Raw genomic sequence first — 15219 nt, forward strand, 5'->3', positions numbered from 1 at the left:
GGGGACGGTTCGCCGGGGGCGCGGGGGGCTTCGGCGGCGAAGAGATCGGCTTGCATGCGTGAGGAAAGCTCGGCGGGAAAACCGCGATTATGAGGCCTTGCCTTCGGCGATTCCCGCCAGGCGGTAGCCGCGGGCGGCCTTGCTGAGGTCCGAGGGTGCCAGCGCGGCAACGGTGGCCAGCCGCGCGGCAAAGGCGCGCAGGGCATCGGCCGCGTGCGCGGCGTCGCCATCGAGCCATTCCAGTTCGAGTTCCTGGATGGGTTCCTGCGCGGCGCTGGCCGGCGCGGTGATGGTGCCGGTGTCGAGCGCGGCCTCGATGCGGGCGCCGTGCTGCGTGACCAGCCAGGTGCGGCGGACGAAGTCGGTGCGGAACACCGGTGCCAGCCGGCCGATCAGTGGCGCGAGCACGGTTTGCGCTTCCGCGGGAAAGGTTTGCAGCTCGATGGCCTCGCCGGCGATCTCTGTCTCCCATTCATGGCGCGTGGCCAGGCCGCCCTGGCTGCTGCCTGCGGTCTTCAGCGTCTGCAGCCATTGCGCGCCCTTGCGGCGCAGCCGCAGCGCGGCGCGCGCCTGTGCCAGGTCACATTCCGGGGTATCGAGGTAGACGTTGAGCAGCGTGGCTTCGCCCTGCGGGGCGCCGTTGGCGTCGAGCCAGGCGGCCAGCGGGGCCAGGGCGTCGTCGGGGATGGCCAGCTTGAGTTCGATTTCCTGGGCCATGGCTCAGGCAAACAGCCGTGCCAGCTCCACCCCTGGATCCGGCGCCCGCATGAACGCCTCACCCACCAGGAACGCATGCACGTTGGCATCGCGCATGCGCTTTACGTCCGCCTGGCCGAGGATGCCGGACTCGGTCACCACCAGCTTGTCGGCCGGCATATGCGGCAGCAGGTCCAGCGTGTTGTCCAGCGACACCTCGAAGGTGCGCAGGTTGCGGTTGTTCACGCCGAGCAGCGGAGTCTTCAGGCGCAGCGCCGCGTCGAGCTCGTCGTCGCCGTGCACTTCCACCAGCACATCCATGCCGAGCTCAAGCGCACAGGCTTCCAGTTCGGCCATCAGGCCCGGGTCCAGCGCGGCGACGATCAGCAGGATGCAGTCGGCGCCCCAGGTGCGCGCTTCATAGACCTGGTACAGGTCGACCATGAAGTCCTTGCGCAGGGCCGGCAGCGGACAGGCGCTACGGGCGCGCTTCAGGTAGTCGGCGTGTCCCTGGAAGAAGTTCACGTCGGTCAGCACCGACAGGCAGGCGGCGCCATGGCTGGCGTAGCTTTCGGCAATGGCCTCGGGCACGAAGTGCTCGCGCAGCACGCCCTTGGACGGCGATGCCTTCTTGACCTCGGCGATCACGCCGGCCTGGCCGGCGGCGATCTTCTCGCGCAGCGCGCGCTCAAAGCCGCGCGGTGCCAGGCCCGGCTCAGTGCGCAGGCTTTCGGCCTCGGCGCGCAGGCTGGGCAGGTCGCGCTTCTTGCGCGCGGCGGCGACTTCGTCGGCCTTTACGGCCAGGATCTTTTGCAGGATGTCGGACATATTCGCGTCTCTTACTTGAACTGCTGGGTGGCGCGCACGAACTGGTCGAGCTTCTCGTGCGCCGTGCCGCTGGCAATCGCCTCGCGCGCGCGGCGGATGCCGTCTTCGACGGAGTCGGCCACGTTGGCGGCGTACAGCGCGGTGCCGGCGTTCAGCGAGACGATCTCGCGCGGCGTGCCCGGTACGTTGGTCAGCGCTTCAAGCAGCATTTCCTTCGACTCCGTCGCATCGGCCACCTTCAGGCCGCGGTTGGAGATCATCTGCAGGCCGAAGTCCTCGGGGTGGATCTCATATTCGCGCACCTCGCCGTCCTTCAGTTCGCCCACCAGCGTGGCGGCGCCCAGCGAGACCTCGTCCATGCCGTCCTTGCCGTACACCACGATGGCGTGCTTGGCGCCCAGGCGCTGCATCACGCGCACCTGGATGCCGACCAGGTCGGGGTGGAACACGCCCATCAGGATGTTGGGCGCATCGGCCGGGTTGGTCAGCGGGCCCAGGATATTGAAGATGGTGCGCACGCCCATCTCTTTGCGGATCGGCGCGACGTTCTTCATCGCCGGGTGGTGCGTGGGCGCGAACATGAAGCCGATGCCGGTCTCTTCGATGCACTGGCCGACCTGCTCGGGCGTCAGCATGATGTTCACGCCCAGCGCTTCCAGCACGTCCGCGCTGCCCGACTTGGAACTGACGCCGCGGTTGCCATGCTTGGCGATCCTGGCGCCGGCGGCGGCGGCGACGAACATCGATGCGGTCGAGATATTGAAGGTGTGCGAGCCGTCGCCGCCGGTGCCGACGATATCGACGAAGTTCTCGCGATCGGCCACCGGCACCTTGTTGGCGAACTCGCGCATCACCTGCGCGGCGGCGGAGATCTCGCCGATGGTTTCCTTCTTGACGCGCAGGCCGGTCAGGATCGCGGCGGCCATCACCGGCGAGATCTGCCCCTGCATGATCTGCCGCATCAGGTGCAGCATCTCGTCATGGAAGATTTCGCGGTGCTCGATGCAGCGCGTCAGGGCTTCTTGCGGCGTGATCATGGCGTTCTCGTTGACAGTCTGGATGGCGTGGTGCGGGCTGGAAGGTGCGGAATCGAGCAGTCTCATCGCGGCGCCTTGACGAAGTTGGCCAGCAGCGCATGGCCATGCTCGGACAGGATCGACTCGGGATGGAACTGCACGCCTTCAACGGCGAGCGTCTTGTGGCGCACGCCCATGATCTCGCCGTCCGGGGTCCAGGCGGTGATCTCCAGGCAATCGGGCAGGGTTTCGCGCTCGATCGCCAGTGAATGATAGCGCGTCACGTCGAAGTGCCTGGGCAGCCCGGCGAACACGCCTTGCTGGGTGGTCTCGATGGTGCTGACCTTGCCGTGCATCACCTGCTTGGCGCGGATCACCTTGCCGCCAAAGGCCTCGCCGATGGCCTGGTGGCCCAGGCACACGCCCAGCAGCGGGATCTTGCCGGCAAAGTGCTGCAGCGCCGCCACCGAGATGCCGGCTTCCTTCGGGCTGCACGGCCCGGGCGAGACGCAGATGTGGTCGGGCTTGAGCGCCTCGATCTCCTCGATGGTGATCTCGTCGTTGCGGTAGGTGCGCACGTCTTCGCCCAGTTCGCCGAAATACTGGACCAGGTTATAGGTGAACGAATCGTAGTTGTCGATCATCAGCAGCATGGCGTCTGTCTCCTGTTCTCTCAGATGTCGGAGTCCAGGCCATCCTGGACCTGCTCGGCGGCGCGGATCACGGCGCGCGCCTTGGCTTCGGTTTCCCTCCATTCGGCTTCGGGGTCCGAGTCGGCAACGATGCCGGCGGCGGCCTGCACGTAGAGGTTGCCGTCCTTGACAATGCCGGTGCGGATCGCGATCGCCAGGTCCATCTCGCCGCCGAACGACAGGTAGCCCACCGCGCCGCCATAGATGCCACGCTTGCGCGGTTCCAGCTCGTCGATGATCTCCATCGCATGGACCTTGGGCGCGCCCGACAGCGTGCCGGCCGGGAAGGTCGCGCGCAGCACGTCCAGGTTGCTGATGCCCTCGCGCAGCGTGCCTTCGACCGAGCTGACGATGTGCTGCACGTGCGAGTACTTCTCGATCACCATCTTGTCGGTGACCTTGACCGAGCCAGTCTCGGCGATGCGGCCGATATCGTTGCGCGCCAGGTCGATCAGCATCACGTGCTCGGCGATCTCCTTCGGATCCTGCAGCAGCTCGGTGGCCAGCTGGGCGTCCTTCTCCGGCGTATTGCCGCGCGGGCGCGTGCCGGCCAGCGGGCGGATGGTGACGATGTGTTCGCTGCGCATGTCGCCGTTGGTGCCGACCTTGCGCTCTTCCTGGCGCACCAGGATCTCCGGCGAAGCGCCCACCACCTGGAAGTCGCCGAAGTTGTAGAAGTACATGTACGGCGACGGGTTCAGCGAACGCAGCGCGCGGTACAGCGACAGCGGCGCGTCGCGGTAAGGCTTGACCAGGCGCTGGCCGATCTGCACCTGCATCATGTCGCCGGCCATGATGTATTCCTTGGCCTTGTGCACCGCGGCCAGGTAGTCGGCCTTGGCGAATTCGCGGTAGACCTCGGTCTGCACCGACGGGCTGGTGACCGGCACGTCCACCGGCTGGCGCAGCTTCATGCGCAGCTCGCGCAGGCGCTGGCGCGCGCGCGAATAGGCTTCCGGCGTGGTCGGGTCGGCGTAGACGATCAGGTAGAGCTTGCCCGACAGGTTGTCGATGACGGCCAGTTCCTCGCACAGCAGCAGCTGGATGTCCGGCAGGTTCAGGTCATCGGGCTTGTGCGTGTCGGCGAGCTTCTTCTCGATATAGCGCACCGCGTCATAGCCGAAGTAGCCGGCCAGGCCGCCGCAGAAGCGCGGCAGTCCGGGGCGCAGCGCCACCTTGAAGCGCTGTTCGAACTCGGCGATGAAGTCGAGCGGGTTGCCTTCGTGGGTTTCCACCACCTTGCCGTCGGTCACCACCTCGGTGCGGTTGCCGAAGGCGCGCAGCAGGGTGCGGGCATGCAGGCCGATAAACGAAAAGCGCCCGAAGCGCTCGCCGCCCACCACCGATTCCAGCAGGAAGGTGTTGACGCCGCGCGTCTGCGACTGGGCCAGCTTCAGGTACAGCGACAGCGGCGTTTCCAGGTCGGCAAAGGCCTCGGCGATCAGCGGGATGCGGTTGTAGCCCTGGTCGGCCAGCGATTTGAATTCCAGTTCGGTCATGTCGGTCCTCTTGTGCGGCGCGCGCTGCGCGGTGGAGGGGCGCGGCGCCGCTTATCGGCAATCAGGCTGGAGCGAATGGATACCCGCCCCGTTGGCGGGCCGTGGTGCAAGCGGCTTGCGGACAAGACTGCACACGGCCGGGGAAGGGCGTGCGGCGCGTTCTTGAGCTAAACGTAGCACACGAATATGGCGGCTACGCTGGCTTGCGGCGGGTTTTGGTGGGAATGCCCGGCAGCTAGGCCGGTGTGGCGAGGCCCTCGGGTCGAGGGCTCGTCAGCAGACTCGCGAACGCACTTTACGCCTGTTGGGAGGCGCGCCAGCGACGCCAGGGCCAAGCCTGCCGATCACTGCCAGAAGAGATGCGTTTGCGGTTGAGAAACATGAAATGTTTGGGATTTGGTCGGGATCGACGAAATTCGGACTATCGATGACCTGCCCAGTGTGCTGCAAACAGCGCTGCGGCGTGGGCAATGGAGTCGACTATACCATCGGCGTCAACGCCTTGTACAGGGTTGCCATGGTTGTAGCCATAGGGCACCAGCAGCACGCCCATGCCGGCCGCGCGGGCCGCCTGCGCGTCGTTTTCCGAGTCGCCGAGCGCCGCCATTGCCGACGGCTCCAGACCGAAGGCGTCGGCCACTTTCAGCAGCGGGAAGGGGTCGGGCTTGCGCAGCGGGAAGGCGTCGCCACCGTAGACCAGCTCGAAGTACTGGGCGAGGCCGGTCTTGGCCAGCAGCGGCTCGGTGAAGCTGTAGGGCTTGTTGGTCACGCAGGCCAGGCGCAGCCCGGCCGCCTTCATCGCCGCCAGGCCTTCGCGCACGCCGGGGTAGACCTGCGAGAACTGGCCGTTGATGCGGATGTACTCGCGGTCGTACAGCGCATAGGCGTCGGCGAACAGGCTGTTGGCGTGCAGCGGCGAGAAGCGCGCGTCCAGCACGCGCCGGATCAGGTTTTCCGAGCCCTTGCCGACATAGCTGACGATCTCCGCCTCCGACATCGGCGCTGCCGGCCCCAGGTTGGGGTGCTGGCGGCCCAGCGCCAGCAGCATGGCGTTGATCGAGGCGTGGAAGTCGCCCGCGGTGTCGACCATGGTGCCGTCGAGGTCGACGATCACGCCTTCGATGCCGCGCCAGTCGTTGCGGCGCAGGAACACGCCCTCGGTCATTGCCCGGCCTTGGCCAGTTCGCCGCGCAGCGCCGAGATGATGCCGCGGTAGCCGCCGTCCGCATCCGGCTTGCCGAACACGGCCGAGCCCGCCACGAAGGTGTCGGCGCCGGCCGCCGCGATCTCGGCGATGTTGTCGACCTTCACGCCGCCGTCCACTTCCAGCAGGATGGTGCGGCCGGTGCGGGCGGTGTACTCATCGATGCGCTGGCGCACGGCGCGCAGCTTGTTGAGCGTCTCGGGGATGAACGACTGGCCGCCGAAGCCCGGGTTGACCGACATCAGCAGGATCACGTCCAGGCGGTCCATCACGTGGTCCAGGTGGTGCAGCGGCGTGGCCGGGTTGAACACCAGGCCGGCCTGGCAGCCGTGGTCGCGGATCAGCGCGAGCGAGCGGTCCACGTGCTCGCTGGCTTCCGGGTGGAAGGTGATGATATTGGCGCCCGCCTTGGCAAAGTCCGGGATGATCCGGTCCACCGGGCGCACCATCAGGTGCACGTCGATCGGCGCGGTCACGTGCGGGCGGATCGCCTCGCACACCAGCGGGCCCACGGTCAGGTTGGGCACGTAATGGTTGTCCATCACGTCGAAGTGGATCCAGTCGGCGCCGGCCTCGGTCACGCGGCGCACTTCCTCGCCCAGGCGGGCAAAGTCGGCGGACAGGATGGACGGGGCGATGCGGTAGGTGGGCGTGCTCATGTCGGCGGCTAGCATGTGGGGTGCTGGGGAATGCTGTTTGCGTCTCCGGCGCGCCCAGGGGCGGGCGCCAGAGGGGATCAGGCGGGGGCGTCCGGCACGGCCCGGCCCTGAAAGGGCTATATTCTACCGCTGCCCCGGCGCGCGGTGATCTTGCCGGTGCTCTTGCCCGTGCCGCGGCCATCCCGCACAATGCGGCTACCCACTTCCCTGCCTGGCGCCTCAAGCCGGCCCTGCCCACGATGAGCGAGTACGCTTTCTCCGTCTCGGTACGCACCCAGTACCTGCCGGACCAGTCAGAACCTGAGCGCGGGCGCCATGCCTTCGCCTACACCATCACCATCCACAATACCGGCGAGGTGGCGGCGCAGCTGATCTCGCGCCACTGGGTCATCACCGACAGCGACAACGGCACGCAGGAAGTGGCGGGCCTGGGCGTGGTCGGCCACCAGCCGCTGCTCAAGCCGGGCGAGCATTTCGAATACACCAGCTGGGCCACCATCTCGACCCCGGTGGGCTCGATGAAGGGCGAATACTTCTGCGTGGCCGAGGACGGCCACCGCTTCGAGGTGCCGATCCCTGAATTCGCGCTGGTGCTGCCGCGCATGCTGCACTGACCCTGCCGGGAACCTATTGGCGCGATGCGCTGTCCTGATCCTGCGGCGGCGCTTCAGCGGCGCCCTGCGCCGGCTGGCGCGACGGATGCCCGGACGGGGCGCGCGTGGGACGCGGGTTCTTTTTCGCCGTGCCCATGGTCCAGACCACGATAAAGATCAGCAGGAACAGCGCCACGCCGGCTTCCAGGGCGAACAGCAGCATGGGATGGGCTTCGAAGAACTTGCTCATGGCGGATGCGGCGCAGGCCCGCGGGGGCGCAGGCGGTGGTTGAAGGATGACGGTGGGATTGTAGGGGCAATCGGCCCCGCAAGCTGCGCCGGCCCGGACTTTGAACAATAGCAAGATGGCATACGCAGACTCTTTCCCGATTTCCCGGATTTCCCCGGTTTCCCCCTGGCGCTCGCTGCGCATGCGCGGCTGGCTGGCGCTGTCCGGCGCGGCCGTGCTGCTGGCCGGCTGCATGAGCGGCCCGCCGCCGCGCATCGAGACCGGCCCGGCCGGCACCACGCCGCCGACGGCCTCGTCGCAGAAGGGCAGTCTGCAGGCCGCCAGCTGGGCCGAGATCGGCGGCTGGGCCCAGGACGACGTGCGAGCCGCCTGGCCCGCGCTGCAGGCCAGCTGCCAGGCGCTGAAGAAGCGCGCCGAGTGGAGCCGCGCCTGTGCCGCCGGCATGATGGTCGATGCCGGCAACCTCAACGCCATGCGCGCCTATTTCGAAAGCAACTTCCAGCCGTACCGCGTGGTCAATGGCGATGGCACTGACTACGGCCTGATCACCGGCTACTACGAACCGATCCTGCACGGCTCGCGCACGCGCCAGGGCAAGTTCCAGGTGCCGCTGTACCGCAAGCCGGCGCAGTTCGGCAACCGCCCGCTGCCGGCCCGCGCCGAGTTGCTGCAGAACCCGGCCATGCGCGGCAGCGAGCTGGTCTGGGTGGATGACGCGGTCGAGGCCGCCTTCCTGCAGATCCAGGGCTCGGGCCGCATCCGCATGGCCGACGGCAGCATCATGCGGGTGGGCTTCGGCGGCACCAACGACCAGCCGTTCCGCTCGTTCGGCAAATGGCTGCTGGACCGCGGCGAGATCACGCCGGCACAGGCCACCATGCAGGGCATCAAGGCGTGGGCGCGCGCCAACCCGGGCCGCGTCGACGAGATGCTCAACATCAACCCGCGCTTTGTCTTCTTCCGCGAGCTGCCGGCCAACAACGACGGCCCGGTGGGCGCGCTGGGCGTGCCGCTGACCGCGGAGCGCTCGATCGCGGTCGACCCGGCCACCATCCCGCTGGGGGTGCCGGTATTCCTGTCGACCACGCGCCCGCTGTCGACCGAGCCGATCCAGCGGCTGATGTTCGCGCAGGACACCGGCAGCGCCATCAAGGGCGGGGTGCGCGCGGATTTCTTCTGGGGTGCGGGCGATGCCGCCGGCGAGACCGCGGGCCGCATGAAGCAGGGCGGCCGCATGTGGGTGCTGATGCCGCGCAGCTGACCTCGGCAACGCAAAAAGGGCGCCATCGCGGCGCCCTTTCTTGATGGTGGCCAGCCCTCAGCGCGGGCGCTGGTCGACGATCCGCCGCGCCTTGCCCACCGAGCGCTCGACGCCGCCCTCGGGCAGCACCTCGATGCCGGCGGTGACGCCGATATAGGCCTTGATCTCCTGCGCCAGCCGCGCGCGCGCGCCCTGCGCCAGCGCCGGCTCGCTGCCGTGGGCGCATTCCACGCGCACGGTCAGCGTGTCCATGTGGCCGTCCTTGGTCAGCACGCACTGGTAGTGCGGCGCCAGCTCGGCGTGCTTGAGGATCAGTTCCTCGATCTGCGACGGGAACACGTTGACCCCGCGCACGATCATCATGTCGTCGGTGCGGCCGGTGATCTTCTCCATGCGGCGGAATGCCGGGCGCGCCGTGCCGGGCAGCAGCCTGGTCAGGTCGCGGGTGCGGTAGCGCACCACAGGCATCGCCTCCTTGGTCAGCGAGGTGAACACCAGCTCGCCGAACTCCCCGTCGGGCAGCACTGCGCCGGTGTCGGGATCGATGATCTCGGGGTAGAAATGGTCTTCCCAGATGGTCGGCCCGTCCTTGGTCTCGGCGCACTCATTGGCCACGCCCGGGCCCATCACCTCTGACAGGCCATAGATATCGACTGCCGAGATGCCCATGCGCTTCTCGATCGCCAGCCGCATTTCCGGTGTCCACGGCTCCGCGCCGAAGATGCCCACGCGCAGCGAGCTGCCGGCCGGGTCGATGCCCTGGCGCTCGAACTCGTCGGCGATCGCCAGCATATAGCTGGGCGTCACCATGATGACCTCGGGCTTGAAGTCCTGGATCAGCTGCACCTGGCGCTCGGTCTGGCCGCCGCCGAAGGGGATCGCGGTCAGGCCGGCCTTTTCCACGCCGTAGTGGGCGCCCAGGCCGCCGGTAAAGAGCCCGTAGCCGTAGCTGATGTGCACCTTGTCGCCGCGCCGCGCGCCCGAGGCGCGGATCGAGCGCGCCATCACTGTGGCCCAGTTGTCGATGTCCTGGAGCGTGTAGCCGACCACGGTGGGCTTGCCGGTGGTGCCGGACGAGGCGTGGATGCGCGCCACGCGGTCCTGCGGCACCGCGAACATGCCGAACGGGTAGTTGTCGCGCAGGTCCTGCTTGCTGGTGAACGGGAAGCGCGCCAGGTCGGCCAGCGAATGCAGCTGGTCGGGGTGGACCCCGGCTTCGTCGAACTTGCGGCGGTACACCGGCGAATTGGCGTAGGCGTGGTTGAGCGACCATCTCAGCCGCTCCAGCTGCAAGGCCTGCAGCTCGGCGCGGCTGGCGGTCTCGATCGCATCCAGGGGCAGATCGGTCAGGCGCGTGCTCATGTCGTCTCCTGCACGGGGGCGTTTATCTTAAGTATCTTGCCGGATTTGCTCAGGTGCCTTCCGTCCCTTCCGGCGGCGGCACCACATGTCCCCTGATCTGCGCCGACTTGCCGCGGAACATCGCCACCACCTGGCCCGCGGCGTTGGTCACGCGGATATCGTAGATGCCGTGCCGGCCGGACAGGACCTGCTCGGTGGCCTCGGCGGTCAGCACGTCGCCGCCGTGCACGGGCTTGAGGAACTCGATGCTGCAACCTGCGGCCACAGTGTTGATGTTATGGCTGTTGCAGGCAAAAGCGAAGGTCGAATCGGCCAGCGTGAACATCAGGCCGCCGTGGCAGATGCCGTGGCCGTTGAGGAATTCCTTGCGCACCGGCATGGTCAGCCGGGCATAGCCGGGACGCACGGCCTCGACCGTGATGCCCAGCCAGCGGCTGCAGGTGTCGGCTTCATACATGGCGGCGGCGGCCGCTTCGGCGAGGGCCTGGGGGTCCTGTTTCAAGCTGGTCTCCTATATAGAGTGGCGGGAAGGCCCGCGCGGCTTACTTGCCGGTGAAGTGCGGTGCGCGCTTTTCGAGGAAGGCGTTGACGCCCTCCGCATAGTCGGCGGACTGGCCGAGTTCGCGCTGCAGGTCACGCTCCAGGTCCAGCTGGGCGTCCAGCGTGGCGGTGGCGCTGGCATGCATGGCGCGCTTGATCGCGGCCAGCGCGCGGGTCGGCTGCCCGGCCAGGTGCGTGGCCAGCGCCAGCGCCTGTTCCGGCAGCAGCGGGTCGTCCATGGTCTCCCAGACCAGGCCCCATTTCTCGGCCTCTTCGGCGCTCAGCCGCTCGCCGGTCATGGCCAGGCCCAGCGCGCGCGCCATGCCGATGCGCTTCGGCAGCAGCCAGGTGCCGCCCGAATCCGGCACCAGTCCGATCTTGACGAAGGCCTGGATAAAGCTGGCCGAGCGCGCCGCCAGCACCATGTCGCAGGCCAGCGCCAGGTTGGCGCCGGCACCGGCCGCGGTGCCGTTGACCGCGGCCACCACCGGCAGCGGCAGGGCCTGCAGCCGGCGGATCAGCGGGTTGAACCAGGTATCGATCAGCTCGCCCAGGTCGGTCATGTGCCCGGGCGTGAAATCCAGGTCGGCCAGGTCCTGGCCGGCGCAGAAGCCGCGGCCCGCCCCGGTCAGCAGCAGGGCGCGCGCGCCGCCGGCCTCGACATGGTCGAGCGCCTGCTGCAGCGCCTGGTGCATCGCGCGGGTGAAGCTGTTGAGCTTGTCGGGGCGGTTCAGGGTGATCACGGCAACCGGGCCCTGCCATTGCAGCAAGACCGGGCCGGCGTCGATGCTGACCGGCTGGCCAGCGGAGGTGGACATCGGGGGCATTGGGTTGTCTCCTGCCGGATATTTTGTCGCGGTCGGCGCGGGCGGCTGTTGTCGACGGCGCCTCTTAAATAAACCGACCAGTCGGTCGGCAAATGTTAGCACTATTTTTGGCTGTCGGTTGGCACGTGGCTTCCGATGCCGGCAGGGTCCGCAATGCCGGGCGCGGGCGTCGCTCTATAATCGCGCTGCCAACAACAATCTGAAACCTGCCGGCCGACATCTCTGTGCGGATCCCGGCATGCTCGCCTATTCGCATTGGAATTCCTATGAAGAAGATCGCTGCATTACTCCTGATTTCGTCCGTGGCGCTGTTTGCGGCATGCGGCAAGAAAGAAGCGGCCCCCGCTGCCGGCGCCGACACGGCCACCAAGATCATTGTCGGCCTGGACGACAACTTCCCGCCCATGGGTTTTCGCGATAACAACAACGAGCTGGTCGGCTTCGATATCGACATGGCCAAGGAGGCCAGCCGCCGTCTCGGCATGACGGTCGAGTTCAAGCCTATCGACTGGAGCGCCAAGGAGGCGGAACTCAACGGCAAGCGCGTGGATGTGCTGTGGAACGGGCTGACCATCACCGAAGAGCGCAAGAAGAACATCAGCTTCACCGCGCCCTATATGACCAACCACCAGATCGTCATCGTCGGTGCCAGCTCGCCGGTGAAAGCCAAGGCCGACCTGGCCGGCCGCATCGTCGGCGCGCAGGACGGCAGCAGCGCGGTGGATGCGATCAAGAAGGAAAGCCAGGTCGCCGCCAGCCTGAAGGAACTCAAGACCTTCGGCGATAACGTGACGGCGCTGATGGACCTGTCGACCGGCCGCCTCGACGCAATTGTGGTGGATGAAGTGGTGGGCCGCTACCTGATCAGCAAGCGTGCCGGCGAATACAAGGTGCTGGAGGAAAACTTCGGCACGGAAGAATATGGCGTCGGTGTGCGCAAGGATGACGCCGAGCTGCTCGGCAAGCTCGACAAAACCCTGGCCTCGATGAAGCAGGATGGCACGGCAGCCCGCATCGCCACCCAGTGGTTCGGCACTGACATCACCAAGTAATCCAGACGCTGCGTGAGGCCCTGCGCCGTTCAGGCAGGGCGCCGCGCCATGTCCGGACCCCGGGCGCCGTCCCGGCGCCCGGGATCCCACCTCCTTCTGTTTCGCGCGAGCATGGACTACGTCTTATCTCTTCTGGCGCCATTGGCGCAGGGCGCGCAAGTCACGCTCACACTATTCGCCATCACGCTCGCCCTGTCGGTGCCGCTGGGGCTTGCGCTGGCGCTGGCACGCATCTCGTCATGGCCGTGGCTGAGCGGCCTGGTCAATGGCTATATCTGGCTGATGCGCGGCACGCCGCTGATGCTGCAGATGCTGTTTATTTATTTCGCACTGCCGTTCGTGCCCGTCATCGGCGTGCGCCTGCCTGACTTTCCCGCGGCGGTGGTGGCTTTCGCCCTGAACTACGCGGCCTATTTCGCGGAAATCTTCCGCGCCGGGATCAAGTCGGTCGATCGCGGCCAGTATGAGGCCAGCAAGGCGCTGGGCATGACCTATTTCCAGACCATGCGGCGGGTCGTGCTGCCGCAGATGGTCAGCCGGGTGTTGCCGCCGGTCAGCAATGAAACCATTACGCTGATCAAGGACACGTCCCTGATCTACGTGCTGGCCCTCAACGATATTCTTCGCACCGCGCGCGGCATCGTGCAGCGTGATTTCACCACCACGCCTTTCCTGGTCGCCGCGCTCTTCTATCTGGTGATGACGTTGATTCTGACCTGGTTCTTCCAGAATCTCGAAAAACGCTATGCCAAACATGATGACTAGCCCGACCGGCGCCAATTCCCACAATACGCCCGGCATCATGATCGCGGCGCGGGATCTGTTCAAATCGTTCGGGTCACTGGAGGTCTTGCGCGGTGTCTCCCTGACCTTGCACAAGGGGGATGTCACCGCAGTGATCGGGCCCTCGGGCTCGGGCAAGAGTACCTTGCTGCGCTGCCTGAATCATCTTGAGGTGATTGACCGCGGCACCCTTGAAATCGAAGGCGAGGCGCTGACGGCCGCCGGCCCTGACGGCACAGCCAGATATGTGCCGGACGCGGAAGTGCGGCGCATCTGCCGGAAGATGGGCATGGTGTTCCAGTCGTTCAACCTGTTTCCGCATATGACGGTGCTGCAGAACATCATCGAAGCCCCCATGACCGTCAAGGGACTGGCGCGCGACGCGGTGGTGCCCAAGGCCGAAGAGCTGTTGCGCAAGGTCGGCCTGCTGGCCAAGCGGGACAGCTACCCGGCGCGCCTGTCCGGCGGCCAGAAGCAGCGGGTGGCGATTGCGCGGGCGCTGGCCATGGAGCCCGACATCATGCTGTTCGACGAGCCGACCTCGGCGCTGGACCCGGAACTGACCGGGGAGGTGCTGCGCACCATGCGGCAACTGGCCGAAGAACATATGACCATGCTGGTCGTCACGCATGAGATGGGGTTTGCGCGGGAAGTGGCAAACCACGTCGTGTTCATGGATGAGGGCAGGATTCTTGAGGAAGGGCCGCCTGAGGAAGTGTTCGGGGCACCAGCTCACGCGCGCACCCGCGAATTCCTGGCGCATATGCTCTAGGCGGCGCCGGCGCCGCCACGCCGCAACCGGTGGCAGAATAGCCCGCAGCCGGTGGCGACGGTGCCATCCGCCTGCAAATACATAGGAGAAGACATGCCGTACGAAAACATCCTGGTCGAAACCCGTGGCCGTGTTGGCCTGGTCACGCTGAACCGTCCGAAGGCCCTGAACGCGCTCAATGACGCGCTGATGGACGAGCTTGGCGCCGCGCTGACCGCCTTCGACCAGGATGAGGGCATCGGCGCCATCGTCATTACCGGCAGCGAGCGCGCCTTTGCCGCCGGCGCCGATATCGGCATGATGGCCAAGTATTCCTTCATGGATGTGTACAAGGGCGATTACATCACGCGCAACTGGGAAACCATCCGCAAGATCCGCAAGCCGGTGATTGCCGGCGTGGCCGGCTATGCGCTGGGCGGCGGCTGCGAACTGGCGATGATGTGCGACATCATCATCGCGGCGGATTCGGCCAAGTTCGGCCAGCCCGAGGTGAAGCTGGGCACCATGCCCGGCGCCGGCGGCACCCAGCGCCTGCCGCGCGCGGTGTCCAAGGCCAAGGCCATGGACCTGTGCCTGACCTCGCGCATGATGGACGCCGCCGAAGCCGAGCGCTCGGGCCTGGTATCGCGCGTGGTACCGGCCGACAAGCTGCTGGACGAAGTGCTGGCGGCTGCCGAAACCATCGCCGGGTTCTCGCTGCCGGTGGTCATGATGATCAAGGAGTCGGTCAACGCCGCCTACGAGACCACGCTGGCCGAAGGCGTGCACTTCGAGCGCCGGCTGTTCCATGCCACCTTCGCCAGCGAAGACCAGAAGGAAGGCATGGCGGCTTTCGTCGAGAAGCGCAGCCCGAATTTCCAGCATCGCTGAGGCCGGGATCAGGGAATACCCGAGGGCAGTGCGGGGGTATTATGTTTCTCCCGCACTCGTCTTTCCGGGATTTCCTTTTCCGCTCAACGGCTTACGACATAATGCCCGGAACCCATAGCGGATCGTTGTGACAAAGTTGTTGCAAGGTGCACGAATCCGGCCTACTATTCGCCCCCTCGCAACACACAACGCAGCGCTGCAAAGCAGACGGGGCGCGGGTTGCAGGGTCGACCGGAGCGGTTGGCGCAGCGAAGTTGGCGCGCTGGCCGCAGCAAAAAAAGATGCTGAAACGGTTGACGAAACGAGGAAAGCTCT

Annotated in this window: 17 protein-coding genes; 6 read left to right on the forward strand and 11 right to left on the reverse strand. The window is 66.7% G+C overall.

All coding sequences use genetic code 11. The features are described 5' to 3' along the window. Positions 1-87: 87 nt before the first annotated feature. From AC3WON_RS29615 to rpe, 7 genes are all read right to left on the reverse strand, one after another. On the reverse strand, positions 88-717 hold the full coding sequence (locus AC3WON_RS29615) for a CYTH domain-containing protein (protein WP_492321453.1): 630 nt from the start codon (positions 715-717) through the stop codon (positions 88-90). 3 nt (positions 718-720) lie between these two features. After that, positions 721-1524 carry an indole-3-glycerol phosphate synthase TrpC gene (trpC, locus tag AC3WON_RS29620; RefSeq protein WP_492321452.1) on the reverse strand — a complete coding sequence of 268 codons (804 nt, stop codon included), beginning with the start codon at positions 1522-1524 and terminating at the stop codon, positions 721-723. Between the two features lie 11 nt (positions 1525-1535). After that, positions 1536-2561, reverse strand: coding sequence for an anthranilate phosphoribosyltransferase (gene trpD, locus AC3WON_RS29625; RefSeq protein WP_492353337.1), 1026 nt, complete (start codon positions 2559-2561; stop codon positions 1536-1538). 62 nt (positions 2562-2623) lie between these two features. Next, positions 2624-3193: an aminodeoxychorismate/anthranilate synthase component II gene (locus tag AC3WON_RS29630; RefSeq protein ID WP_010809901.1), complete on the reverse strand. Its 570-nt coding sequence runs from the start codon at positions 3191-3193 to the stop codon at positions 2624-2626. Between the two features lie 20 nt (positions 3194-3213). Continuing rightward, entirely contained in the window at positions 3214-4731 is a 1518-nt protein-coding gene (trpE, locus tag AC3WON_RS29635; RefSeq protein WP_010809902.1) for an anthranilate synthase component I, read from the reverse strand. A 421-nt stretch (positions 4732-5152) separates the two neighbouring features. After that, complete coding sequence (gene gph / locus AC3WON_RS29640; protein WP_492321451.1) at positions 5153-5896, reverse strand: phosphoglycolate phosphatase; 744 nt, start codon at positions 5894-5896, stop codon at positions 5153-5155. Continuing rightward, positions 5893-6594, reverse strand: a complete 702-nt coding sequence (gene rpe / locus AC3WON_RS29645) for a ribulose-phosphate 3-epimerase (protein WP_010809904.1) — start codon at positions 6592-6594, stop codon at positions 5893-5895. The genes gph and rpe overlap by 4 nt, the downstream gene beginning before the upstream one ends. A 239-nt stretch (positions 6595-6833) precedes the next feature. On the opposite strand from rpe, the gene apaG reads away from it, so the two are divergent. Beyond that, the gene (gene apaG, locus AC3WON_RS29650; protein WP_010809905.1) at positions 6834-7208 is read left to right on the forward strand and encodes a Co2+/Mg2+ efflux protein ApaG; all 375 of its coding nucleotides are present in this window, start codon (positions 6834-6836) and stop codon (positions 7206-7208) included. A 13-nt stretch (positions 7209-7221) separates the two neighbouring features. On the opposite strand, the gene AC3WON_RS29655 is transcribed toward apaG, so the two are convergent. After that, on the reverse strand, positions 7222-7437 hold the full coding sequence (locus tag AC3WON_RS29655) for a hypothetical protein (protein WP_439671014.1): 216 nt from the start codon (positions 7435-7437) through the stop codon (positions 7222-7224). A 115-nt stretch (positions 7438-7552) separates the two neighbouring features. Between AC3WON_RS29655 and mltA the strand changes: the two genes are divergently transcribed. Next, positions 7553-8698 carry a murein transglycosylase A gene (mltA, locus tag AC3WON_RS29660; RefSeq protein ID WP_492353335.1) on the forward strand — a complete coding sequence of 382 codons (1146 nt, stop codon included), beginning with the start codon at positions 7553-7555 and terminating at the stop codon, positions 8696-8698. A 57-nt stretch (positions 8699-8755) separates the two neighbouring features. Here mltA and paaK read toward each other — a convergent pair whose 3' ends face one another. From paaK to paaG, 3 genes are read right to left on the reverse strand one after another with little or no spacing between them, the layout of a single operon-like run. Then, a complete protein-coding gene (paaK, locus tag AC3WON_RS29665) occupies positions 8756-10060 on the reverse strand; it encodes a phenylacetate--CoA ligase PaaK (RefSeq protein WP_492353336.1) in 1305 nt (434 codons plus the stop codon). 49 nt (positions 10061-10109) lie between these two features. Beyond that, the gene (gene paaI, locus AC3WON_RS29670; protein ID WP_010809909.1) at positions 10110-10562 is read right to left on the reverse strand and encodes a hydroxyphenylacetyl-CoA thioesterase PaaI; all 453 of its coding nucleotides are present in this window, start codon (positions 10560-10562) and stop codon (positions 10110-10112) included. Between the two features lie 40 nt (positions 10563-10602). Next, positions 10603-11427: a 2-(1,2-epoxy-1,2-dihydrophenyl)acetyl-CoA isomerase PaaG gene (gene paaG / locus AC3WON_RS29675; protein ID WP_052181647.1), complete on the reverse strand. Its 825-nt coding sequence runs from the start codon at positions 11425-11427 to the stop codon at positions 10603-10605. A 266-nt stretch (positions 11428-11693) separates the two neighbouring features. On the opposite strand from paaG, the gene AC3WON_RS29680 reads away from it, so the two are divergent. The 4 genes from AC3WON_RS29680 (at position 11694) to AC3WON_RS29695 (ending at position 14904) form a co-directional block, all read left to right on the forward strand. Beyond that, positions 11694-12479: an amino acid ABC transporter substrate-binding protein gene (locus AC3WON_RS29680; protein WP_035819783.1), complete on the forward strand. Its 786-nt coding sequence runs from the start codon at positions 11694-11696 to the stop codon at positions 12477-12479. A gap of 111 nt (positions 12480-12590) precedes the next feature. Further along, positions 12591-13244: an amino acid ABC transporter permease gene (locus AC3WON_RS29685; protein ID WP_010809912.1), complete on the forward strand. Its 654-nt coding sequence runs from the start codon at positions 12591-12593 to the stop codon at positions 13242-13244. Between the two features lie 37 nt (positions 13245-13281). Next, positions 13282-14034: an amino acid ABC transporter ATP-binding protein gene (locus tag AC3WON_RS29690; protein ID WP_492321488.1), complete on the forward strand. Its 753-nt coding sequence runs from the start codon at positions 13282-13284 to the stop codon at positions 14032-14034. 93 nt (positions 14035-14127) lie between these two features. Further along, positions 14128-14904, forward strand: coding sequence for an enoyl-CoA hydratase (locus AC3WON_RS29695; RefSeq protein ID WP_010809914.1), 777 nt, complete (start codon positions 14128-14130; stop codon positions 14902-14904). Positions 14905-15219: the final 315 nt, after the last annotated feature.

The sequence above is a fragment of the Cupriavidus sp. FW305-46 genome (assembly GCF_058787075.1).

What these genes read in the sequence shown, in the direction of transcription:
- AC3WON_RS29615 (WP_492321453.1), bottom strand. Translation starts at nt 717, where the DNA reads ATGGCCCAGGAAATCGAACTCAAGCTGGCCATCCCCGACGACGCCCTG.
- trpC (WP_492321452.1), bottom strand. Translation starts at nt 1,524, where the DNA reads ATGTCCGACATCCTGCAAAAGATCCTGGCCGTAAAGGCCGACGAAGTC.
- trpD (WP_492353337.1), bottom strand. Translation starts at nt 2,561, where the DNA reads ATGATCACGCCGCAAGAAGCCCTGACGCGCTGCATCGAGCACCGCGAA.
- AC3WON_RS29630 (WP_010809901.1), bottom strand. Translation starts at nt 3,193, where the DNA reads ATGCTGCTGATGATCGACAACTACGATTCGTTCACCTATAACCTGGTC.
- trpE (WP_010809902.1), bottom strand. Translation starts at nt 4,731, where the DNA reads ATGACCGAACTGGAATTCAAATCGCTGGCCGACCAGGGCTACAACCGC.
- gph (WP_492321451.1), bottom strand. Translation starts at nt 5,896, where the DNA reads ATGACCGAGGGCGTGTTCCTGCGCCGCAACGACTGGCGCGGCATCGAA.
- rpe (WP_010809904.1), bottom strand. Translation starts at nt 6,594, where the DNA reads ATGAGCACGCCCACCTACCGCATCGCCCCGTCCATCCTGTCCGCCGAC.
- apaG (WP_010809905.1), top strand. Translation starts at nt 6,834, where the DNA reads ATGAGCGAGTACGCTTTCTCCGTCTCGGTACGCACCCAGTACCTGCCG.
- AC3WON_RS29655 (WP_439671014.1), bottom strand. Translation starts at nt 7,437, where the DNA reads ATGAGCAAGTTCTTCGAAGCCCATCCCATGCTGCTGTTCGCCCTGGAA.
- mltA (WP_492353335.1), top strand. Translation starts at nt 7,553, where the DNA reads ATGGCATACGCAGACTCTTTCCCGATTTCCCGGATTTCCCCGGTTTCC.
- paaK (WP_492353336.1), bottom strand. Translation starts at nt 10,060, where the DNA reads ATGAGCACGCGCCTGACCGATCTGCCCCTGGATGCGATCGAGACCGCC.
- paaG (WP_052181647.1), bottom strand. Translation starts at nt 11,427, where the DNA reads ATGCCCCCGATGTCCACCTCCGCTGGCCAGCCGGTCAGCATCGACGCC.
- AC3WON_RS29680 (WP_035819783.1), top strand. Translation starts at nt 11,694, where the DNA reads ATGAAGAAGATCGCTGCATTACTCCTGATTTCGTCCGTGGCGCTGTTT.
- AC3WON_RS29685 (WP_010809912.1), top strand. Translation starts at nt 12,591, where the DNA reads ATGGACTACGTCTTATCTCTTCTGGCGCCATTGGCGCAGGGCGCGCAA.
- AC3WON_RS29690 (WP_492321488.1), top strand. Translation starts at nt 13,282, where the DNA reads ATGATCGCGGCGCGGGATCTGTTCAAATCGTTCGGGTCACTGGAGGTC.
- AC3WON_RS29695 (WP_010809914.1), top strand. Translation starts at nt 14,128, where the DNA reads ATGCCGTACGAAAACATCCTGGTCGAAACCCGTGGCCGTGTTGGCCTG.